General features: G+C 47.3%; 9 protein-coding genes and 1 pseudogene. 3 read left to right on the top strand and 7 right to left on the bottom strand.

Annotation, left to right across the window (positions count from 1 at the left end; genetic code table 11):
* Positions 1-373 precede the first annotated feature (373 nt).
* Positions 374-1447 (bottom strand): HD domain-containing phosphohydrolase, encoded by a 1074-nt coding sequence (locus tag BLW59_RS16775; protein ID WP_074698994.1) that lies wholly within the window; start codon positions 1445-1447, stop codon positions 374-376.
* 107 nt (positions 1448-1554) lie between these two features.
* Positions 1555-2094, bottom strand: coding sequence for a hypothetical protein (locus BLW59_RS16770; protein WP_029543624.1), 540 nt, complete (start codon positions 2092-2094; stop codon positions 1555-1557).
* A gap of 130 nt (positions 2095-2224) precedes the next feature.
* Between BLW59_RS16770 and BLW59_RS17230 the strand changes: the two genes are divergently transcribed.
* On the top strand, positions 2225-2539 hold the full coding sequence (locus tag BLW59_RS17230; RefSeq protein WP_318258729.1) for a sulfite exporter TauE/SafE family protein: 315 nt from the start codon (positions 2225-2227) through the stop codon (positions 2537-2539).
* A 132-nt stretch (positions 2540-2671) separates the two neighbouring features.
* On the opposite strand, the gene BLW59_RS16760 is transcribed toward BLW59_RS17230, so the two are convergent.
* Positions 2672-3166 (bottom strand): SH3 domain-containing protein, encoded by a 495-nt coding sequence (locus tag BLW59_RS16760; protein ID WP_051650283.1) that lies wholly within the window; start codon positions 3164-3166, stop codon positions 2672-2674.
* A gap of 194 nt (positions 3167-3360) precedes the next feature.
* On the opposite strand from BLW59_RS16760, the gene BLW59_RS16755 reads away from it, so the two are divergent.
* On the top strand, positions 3361-3969 hold the full coding sequence (locus BLW59_RS16755) for a hypothetical protein (protein WP_074698992.1): 609 nt from the start codon (positions 3361-3363) through the stop codon (positions 3967-3969).
* An 84-nt stretch (positions 3970-4053) separates the two neighbouring features.
* On the opposite strand, the gene BLW59_RS16750 is transcribed toward BLW59_RS16755, so the two are convergent.
* From BLW59_RS16750 to BLW59_RS16740, 3 genes are all read right to left on the bottom strand, one after another.
* Entirely contained in the window at positions 4054-4536 is a 483-nt protein-coding gene (locus BLW59_RS16750; protein WP_074698990.1) for a MazG nucleotide pyrophosphohydrolase domain-containing protein, read from the bottom strand.
* Between the two features lie 32 nt (positions 4537-4568).
* Positions 4569-5336, bottom strand: coding sequence for an SDR family NAD(P)-dependent oxidoreductase (locus tag BLW59_RS16745; RefSeq protein WP_074698988.1), 768 nt, complete (start codon positions 5334-5336; stop codon positions 4569-4571).
* A gap of 147 nt (positions 5337-5483) precedes the next feature.
* Positions 5484-6329, bottom strand: a complete 846-nt coding sequence (locus BLW59_RS16740; protein WP_074698986.1) for an alpha/beta hydrolase — start codon at positions 6327-6329, stop codon at positions 5484-5486.
* A gap of 229 nt (positions 6330-6558) precedes the next feature.
* Between BLW59_RS16740 and BLW59_RS16735 the strand changes: the two genes are divergently transcribed.
* Positions 6559-7242: a hypothetical protein gene (locus tag BLW59_RS16735; protein ID WP_074698984.1), complete on the top strand. Its 684-nt coding sequence runs from the start codon at positions 6559-6561 to the stop codon at positions 7240-7242.
* A gap of 186 nt (positions 7243-7428) precedes the next feature.
* On the opposite strand, the pseudogene BLW59_RS16730 reads toward BLW59_RS16735, so the two are convergent.
* Positions 7429-7617 (bottom strand): annotated as a pseudogene (locus BLW59_RS16730) (IS256 family transposase); the annotation flags it as partial.

Below are 7617 nucleotides of genomic sequence, written 5' to 3'. Positions count from 1 at the left end.
CATCGTAAGTCGCAACTCTGACCCCTTTGCTGCAAATCTTGTCAGCATCACCAGAATCACGGCTGGCAATACCTGGAATGTACTGCCGGAAACAGCCGAACTTGAGGGAACAGTCCGCAGCCTGACCCCGGAAAACAGGCAACTCATAACAACAACTTGCCAAAAGCCCGCCTTATAGAGCCAGAGGGAACTTATCTCATCTGGATTGATTTCTCAGCCTATAATCTCCCAGATGAAGTACTTGATGATCTTATCATCAACAAAGGGAAAAAGGAGCCACACCATGGAAAGATATACATTTTCCCAAGCCAATTTGCTGATAATATAATAGTGGAACTGCTCCGAGCAGCCCCCCAATTTGCCATTCAGGATGTTAATTATTAACCTCCTGAACTGATTCTTTGATACTGTCTTTCTCTTTTCTCAGATATTCTAACATAATTCCCGCAAACTCAGGGTCAAACTGGCTTCCGCTGTTTCTGGCTATCTCATTGTACACCTTTTCCGTGGTAAGCCCCTTTCTATAGCTGCGGTTCGATGTCATGGCATCATAAGCATCAACAACAGCAATAATCCTGGCCGCACGTGGGATGTCGTTACCTGACAGCTTATCTGGATAGCCACGGCCATCAAACCTTTCATGATGATGCCGTGCCCCTATCATAAGTTCCGGGCTTATCCTGATGGGCTTCAACACCTCCGCGCCAATTACAGAATGAGACTTGATGATTGCATACTCCTCATCCGTAAGATTTCCCGGCTTGTTGATGATTTCCACTGGGATGCCAATTTTCCCGATATCATGGAGCAGACCCATGTAATAGATTTGCCGTACCTGTTTAGGGTCGTCCCCAAGCAAATAAGACAGTTGAGCTGAATACTCTGCCACCCTCTGGGAATGACCATGGGTATAGTGATCCTTGGCATCAATGGCTTGCGCCAGAGCCATGATCATTTCTTCAAAAAGCTGTTCCGCTTCTTCCTTGCGCTTATCTGCCAGCTTAGTCTGTCTCTCCACTTCATCTTGAAGGCTATGCTGCAAGTATGTATAGTTTAGGATATTCAGTACTCTCTGCCGCATCACAGCAACCGCTACAGGCTTGTGAATAAAATCAACAGCCCCTGCCTCCAATGCCTGCAATTCCAGACTGCCATCCTCTTCACCTGTAAGCATGAGAACAGGAATATCTTCTAAAGCGGTCATGCTCTTCATATGCTTCAGGAATTCCAACCCTGTCATTCCATGCATAAGGTAATCCAGCAGTATCAGTGCTGTCTCCCTACCAGACTTCAGGTATGACAAACCATCTTCACCGGAAATAACCGTATCCACATGAGCAAGATCATTTAAATTATTCTTGATAAGTCCCCGGATTACCTCATCGTCATCAATAACCAAGATATGAGGCTTTTTCTCCCCATATAGCGTTGCCTGCTTAAATTCCATAAGCCTCAGTTCCTCTCATGCATACCTCAATGCATCATTCCATCTGCGGGAGCAAGCAGCATATCCAAATACACTGTCAGTTGCCTGAGCTGCCTCCTCTCCTAAATTCAAATCCCCAATCTGAGATACAGCTGTTCGTCAATGACCCGCTGAGGCTTCTTCAGCACCGGGCTGTACCCCAGCTGGTCATCAAAGAATCTCATATTGTATGCACTTACAAAGGCCACCTCTGCAGCGTAGGGAATCATGGGATCACCTTCTGCATGGCAGTAGTCACGGTTGACATCCCAATCCAGCCAGGTCTCTCCCCGTTGGTAAGAAATGACCTTCCTGTCCCAATTGTAGCGAAACTTAAGCGTGATTATATCTCCCATGGTATATGGCCCACCAATATAGGTTTCGTGGCTTCGCCAATACTCATCAGAAAACGTCACTCCCACAACATTGATAGACAGCTGATACCTTGGCGGCGCATACTGCTCCACCTGCACCGATGACCTGTCTGCATAATAACCCACACCCATGCCGCCATCCACCAGCACCAGATTCCCGCTATCCAGCGTACCGGGATAATTGGCCAGTGCCGTTGCCACCATGGCAAGCAACAGGATCAGTGTAAACCATGCAATCCTCATACACCTTTTCATGACTATTCCTCCTCACTCATGCTACTTTTCTGCCGCTTTGAAATTGTAAACTGACCTCATTATGTCAATGACATCCCCTCATCATGCTAAATTAACGTATCTATTCTCTCCCAACAAGGCAAACACCTCCATGGGGATGTTAATTATTAACCTCCTGCCTCCTACGCCTTATGACCGCCAACCTGGCCATTCCGCTCAATACTTCCTGCGAGCAGCAGGCAACGCCCGCACTCTGAATTTTGCCAGCAATCTCTCGGCAGCATTGTTCTTCGCTTTTCTAGGGCAGATTGACTATGCATACGCCCTCCCCATGGGTGCTGCTATGATTCTCGGTGCCTACTGTGGCGCCCGCATGGCGCTAACCAGGGGAGTAGGCTATGTAAAGCCACTTTTTATCGGGGTGACTGCCATCCTAATAGGGAAGCTGATTTATCAGCTGATTTGACAAACTCATCGCTTGCGGGAAACTTATCTCTAATAGATATTTCGTTTAATAATTCTAAACCACAAAGGCCCCCGCTTCTTCAGCGGGAGCCGATTCAGGATATAATGGGTCTCAGTTTCATTGGCAATTTAGTCAATCCAAATATTTATTGAGAACATATCCTAAATTACCCCTATAATTGACGTACCAAAAATCGTTGGTCGAGTTTTTGACAAATATAACATATGCTCCAAGCGGTATGCGCGCTATTGTATCGCTGTCTGTAGAAGGAGCAGCCCTTAGACTGATCCATTCTTCACACCGTGCAACTTTATATATTGTGGCACGATGCGAAAGATACATCCATAAAGCATATCCTTCAATCCCCTTATAGCTCACATGCGCGAATTCCGGGTTATCATAGTCATCTATGTGGCGCACTAATTGTCCCAGGGGAATCTGTGCCAGCACCTCTCCTTCCATCATTGACGGCACAGAACGCAAACTTATCCACTCTTCACATCCCACAACATGCAGATTTCCTTCCTGGTTATCTATAATTTCCATGGCGCTTGCAGAAGAAGTCATCAATATCGCCGCAGACATAACCAGAGCAGTTTTCCTCAGAATATCTTTCACTGAAAGCATATTGCAATCCCCCCTCTCGATATGACAAGCCAATACTTGTCAAACAATTCCAATTATTCTTATGGTATCATTTCATCATTCCATTGTCAAGAAATCAATCCATGAATAGCAGGATAATCCTCTCACCCTGCCGAAGTCCTTGAAAAAAAGAAACAAGAAGCCCTCGTAAAAACCACGGAGGAGTGAACAGTGGTATGAACAATGTAACCAAAAACATTACCTTTGATTCGGACAGGGTCTACCGTTGGATCTATGAGCTGAACCTTTACAAAAATCCTACCATCCTCTTCCTGATTTGGAAGATTTCTGGTTTTGTCCTGCTGGGCATATGGCTTTTCATGGTAATGCTGGAAATAATTGACGATAATCTATCCCTGGACACACTCATGGATATCACAAGTGTATTCCTGCTCTTAGCCCTGGGCTTTGGACTGCTGTGCCTGATTGGATACCTGCTTTACGCCCTGATGATGGGTGGCAAGTACTGCGTGCTCTTTGAAATGGATGACAGGGGCGTCCATCACATCCAGATGGAGTCCCAGATCAAGAAGGTTGAAGCCATCAGTATTTTGACCAGGCTGGTGGGAGCCATGGCTGGACGCCCCGGTGCAGTAGGTACAGGTATGCTGGCTGGTGCCCGCACCAGTATGTACACTGCCTTTGCCGATGTCAGGAGCGTGGAGTCCTGCCCTGGCAGTGATCTCATCAAGGTCAATGAGCTGCTTAACAAGAATCAGGTTTATGCGGAAAAAGAAGATTTTGATTTCGTGCTTAACTTCATCCTCGCCCATACCAAGACATAATATACTTTCTTTACCACAATTGACAGGGAGAATCTACTATGAAAAAGATTTGCCTGCTTACCTTCCTGCTCCTTTAATTTTTTTCTAAACAGACAGCCCCTTGCGCTTCGCAGCCTGTTCAATAAGTGCTCGACCTTCTTCCAGTGCTGCAGGGAGATATTCCTCCTCCCATTCACGCCCCGCCTTTTCCATCCTCTTGATTTCAGTCCAATCTGTAACAGGCTGACCATCCTTATCCACTATTGGTTCATGGAAAACATGCGGGTGCCGCCTGATCATCTTTTCATTGGCAGCGCGAGCCACATCTTGCAAATCAAACAGCCCTTCTTTTTCGGCCAGATTGGCATGGAAAATCACTTGGAGCAACAGATCCCCCAGCTCTTCCTTCAGGTTTTCTGCCTTCCCTGTTTCCGCAAGGATATTGATACCTGCCAACACTTCACAGGCTTCCTCAATACAACCGGCCTTTATACTTTCATGGGTCTGAACCTTATCCCATGGGCATCCCTCATCTGATTGGAGCTTGCGGACGATGTCCTGCAAGCGCTTTACTTCATCCCGGCTCATAGTCAAATTCTCCTCTGAATATATTTGCACAACTACTTGCAAATCCTGGCCAGCAACCCATGCGGCAACAGGGATGCCACGATACGATGCAAACTGCTCACCGGGTCAGGTGTACATACCACCTTGCCTCTCCTGGCTGCCAGCAGAGACTTCTGCACTACCCTGTCCACAGTTGTAGCGCCAGGCATGTCAAAGTAGGCACCACGCTTGTCTGTTTCCCGGGCCTTAGCCACAAATTCCGTATCCTTGATCCAGAAGGGGCATACTGCTGTGACCATTATCCCCAAGTCCTTAAGTTCCACACTAAGCGACCGGCTATACGACAGCAGGAAAGCCTTGCTGGCAGCATATACAGCTAAATTAGGGATAGGCTGGAATGCAGAACAGGAAACAATCTGCAAAATATGGCTCCCGCTTGCCATGTAAGGAACGCACATCTCTGTCAAAGCCAAAGCTGCCCGGCAGTTGAGGTCCACCATCTGCTGGAGTTTTTCCCTGGGACACTCCCGGCTGAGGCCAATGCAGCCAAAACCTGCAGCATTTATCAGATACGATATCTGAACCTTACTGCCCTCTGCCGACAAAGTTCGTCCCAAATCCTCCAAATCCTCTTTATCCGTCAGGTCTAACGACAGACACCTGCAAGCGGTGCCCAGACTGTCTGCCAGTGACACAAGCTTGTCCTCCCGCCTGGCTATAAGCCATATCTCAGACAGCCCCTCCTCGTCAAGCTGCCGGGCATATCCCGCCCCCAAACCGCTGGAAGCGCCGGTAATAATAGCAATCTGCTTCGTGTTCATAAAATGTGCCATACCTTCCTTGTCAAAAACTGATTATCAAGGCTTCCAATCCCACCATCATTACAATCCCATCAAAAACGGCAGGTTTACCTCCCCTGCCGTTCCGCTTATTCAAATAACAACGCCGCTATTATGTGACCTAATCCATCACTTCTTCAACTGCCCGCAAAAGAAATCCGCCACTGCCTTAGCTGCCCCTTTGGTATCCTTGGAGAACCCGTGGTCTTCACCTTCCACTAACTTCACCTGTCCGTTAAAGTAGATTCTCTGATACCTCAGGCTGTAGGTATATGGCACCACAATATCCCCGGTACCATGAATCATAAAAGCCGGCCCCTGATACTGCGATGCCGTTTCGTATATAGGCAGATTCCTGGCTGTCCGTACATAATCAGCTCCCAGTTTCAGGCCCTTGAAAATATCAATAGCAGCAGGAGGATTCAGTGAATCATAGTGTTTATCGAAGATTTGGCCACGGATAGCATCCTCCCTCAGCACTGCTGCCGGTGCCATGAGAGCTATACTCTTCACCTTGGCCGTCCCCAGTATACCAGCAGTCATGCTGGTAACTACGCCTCCCTGGGAATGACCAGCCATAGATACGGAAGTCACACCAGGCAGTTTACTGGCATACTCGTATACATGCTTGGCATCCTCAATCTCATTAGGCACCGTCATATCCTGGAAACGGCCTTCGCTTTTGCCGTGACCATTGAAATCAAAGCGCAGAGAGGCAATTCCATCTTTCTCCAGATCATCAGCCAGAGTAGTCAACAAAGCCTCATCTTTGTTGCCAGTGAAACCGTGCATGATAATCACCAGGGGGTACTCCTTATATCCCTCTGGTGTCTGGAGCGTTGCAGAGAGCTTGCCATGATCGCCATCAATGGTTATGTCCCGGCTCTGCGCCATCCCAGTACTAACCCCACAGCCCATAATTCCCATGGCCATCAGTCCGGCCACAGCTATTTTCTTAAACATGGATTTTTTCATACCGCGCTTCCTCCTGTCATCTGTTCTTCTATTTCTTATGATATACCCTGTATCTCCCTATTTCAACCATCTGACCTTATCCCTGACTCACATTACAAGGAGTACATTCATGTTTTCAATATATTATTTCATTTAGTTTTCATAAGCAACCATCTTGTTTTCATTTACTCCTGCTATGCTTCATATTGTTCGCAGCACTTGATAACACAAGACTGGAGGGAACAAGATTATGAATCAGATGAGAAAAATAAGCAAGCATATATCCAGCAATTTCATGTACGGCATAAATCTGCGACACTTCCGCAATTCCCTTACCATGCTCACGGCGATAATGGTGATAACCACGGCTGTCCTGGCTCAGAGCCTGATTGCTGAAGCACAGGCTGCCGAACCAAAGATTACACGTGATGTACGGGCATTAGAGCAAAACGGATCCTACCTTGCCGGCCTCAGTCATCGCATCAAGGAAGAAGACAGTCTCATGCATAAAATTTTGACAGATGCAATGAAGGACGGCGTAGATTTGAAACAGGCAGCTGACAGCATCAGTGACGTGCTGCGCTATACACTGGTCATAAAGGAAGAAGATTACAGCCGCCGGGTACCGGAGGCCATGGAAAAGCTTGTGAATAGCAACTATAGGGTGTTGAAGTTCCGCAATGCATGGGGCGGCAAGTTTTATCAGGGCATAAATGTACAGCTTTTGGACCCATCCGAGATCAAGACAGAATTGCAGTTCCATACCCCCAATTCTTACGCCATCAAGCAAGCCTCCCATGAAGTATATGAGATCCGCCGCAACCCGGCTTCCACTCCGGCAGAGGCAGCCGAAGCCACGGCCAAGAGCATTGCTTTCAACGATATGGTAAATGTACCATCAGGCGCCAAAGACATTTCCTGGAATCATGGCTGACCATTATGCCACAAAGAAGGCTATTCCATGGAGGTCAATGACATACTGGCGAGGCTGTCCCAAATTCTGTGTAAACTCCATATCGTGATGTAAAATTGTTATTAAAACAAGAGGTTTAAGCCCTTGTCACTAATACCAACCATATTTCTCTCTGCACGTCAAGAAATCCTTGAACGTGCAGATTTTTTATTCCGGAAGCCTGTCTTCATAATAGACGGCCAGCTGGGCATGGATAATGCTCCAATCCTGGCGGCGGCCTGTCCATTTCTTCGTTATGTCCATCATGGCAAGGTAGAGCATTTTCAGCAAGCTGTCATCTGTCGGAAATACGGACTTGGATTTCGTCACCTTGCGGAGCTGGCGGTTGAAGCCTTC

The sequence above is a fragment of the Selenomonas sp. KH1T6 genome (assembly GCF_900108415.1).
In the GTDB taxonomy this organism is placed as follows: domain Bacteria; phylum Bacillota; class Negativicutes; order Selenomonadales; family Selenomonadaceae; genus Selenomonas_B; species Selenomonas_B ruminantium_A.
Note: the sequence above shows the minus strand (reverse complement) of the source record. Positions and strands in the feature narration are given on the sequence as shown.

Coding starts and splice junctions, on each gene's coding strand:
- BLW59_RS16775 (WP_074698994.1), bottom strand. CDS start 1,447: ATGGAATTTAAGCAGGCAACGCTATATGGGGAGAAAAAGCCTCATATC.
- BLW59_RS16770 (WP_029543624.1), bottom strand. CDS start 2,094: ATGAAAAGGTGTATGAGGATTGCATGGTTTACACTGATCCTGTTGCTT.
- BLW59_RS17230 (WP_318258729.1), top strand. CDS start 2,225: ATGGGGATGTTAATTATTAACCTCCTGCCTCCTACGCCTTATGACCGC.
- BLW59_RS16760 (WP_051650283.1), bottom strand. CDS start 3,166: ATGCTTTCAGTGAAAGATATTCTGAGGAAAACTGCTCTGGTTATGTCT.
- BLW59_RS16755 (WP_074698992.1), top strand. CDS start 3,361: ATGAACAATGTAACCAAAAACATTACCTTTGATTCGGACAGGGTCTAC.
- BLW59_RS16750 (WP_074698990.1), bottom strand. CDS start 4,536: ATGAGCCGGGATGAAGTAAAGCGCTTGCAGGACATCGTCCGCAAGCTC.
- BLW59_RS16745 (WP_074698988.1), bottom strand. CDS start 5,336: ATGAACACGAAGCAGATTGCTATTATTACCGGCGCTTCCAGCGGTTTG.
- BLW59_RS16740 (WP_074698986.1), bottom strand. CDS start 6,329: ATGAAAAAATCCATGTTTAAGAAAATAGCTGTGGCCGGACTGATGGCC.
- BLW59_RS16735 (WP_074698984.1), top strand. CDS start 6,559: ATGAATCAGATGAGAAAAATAAGCAAGCATATATCCAGCAATTTCATG.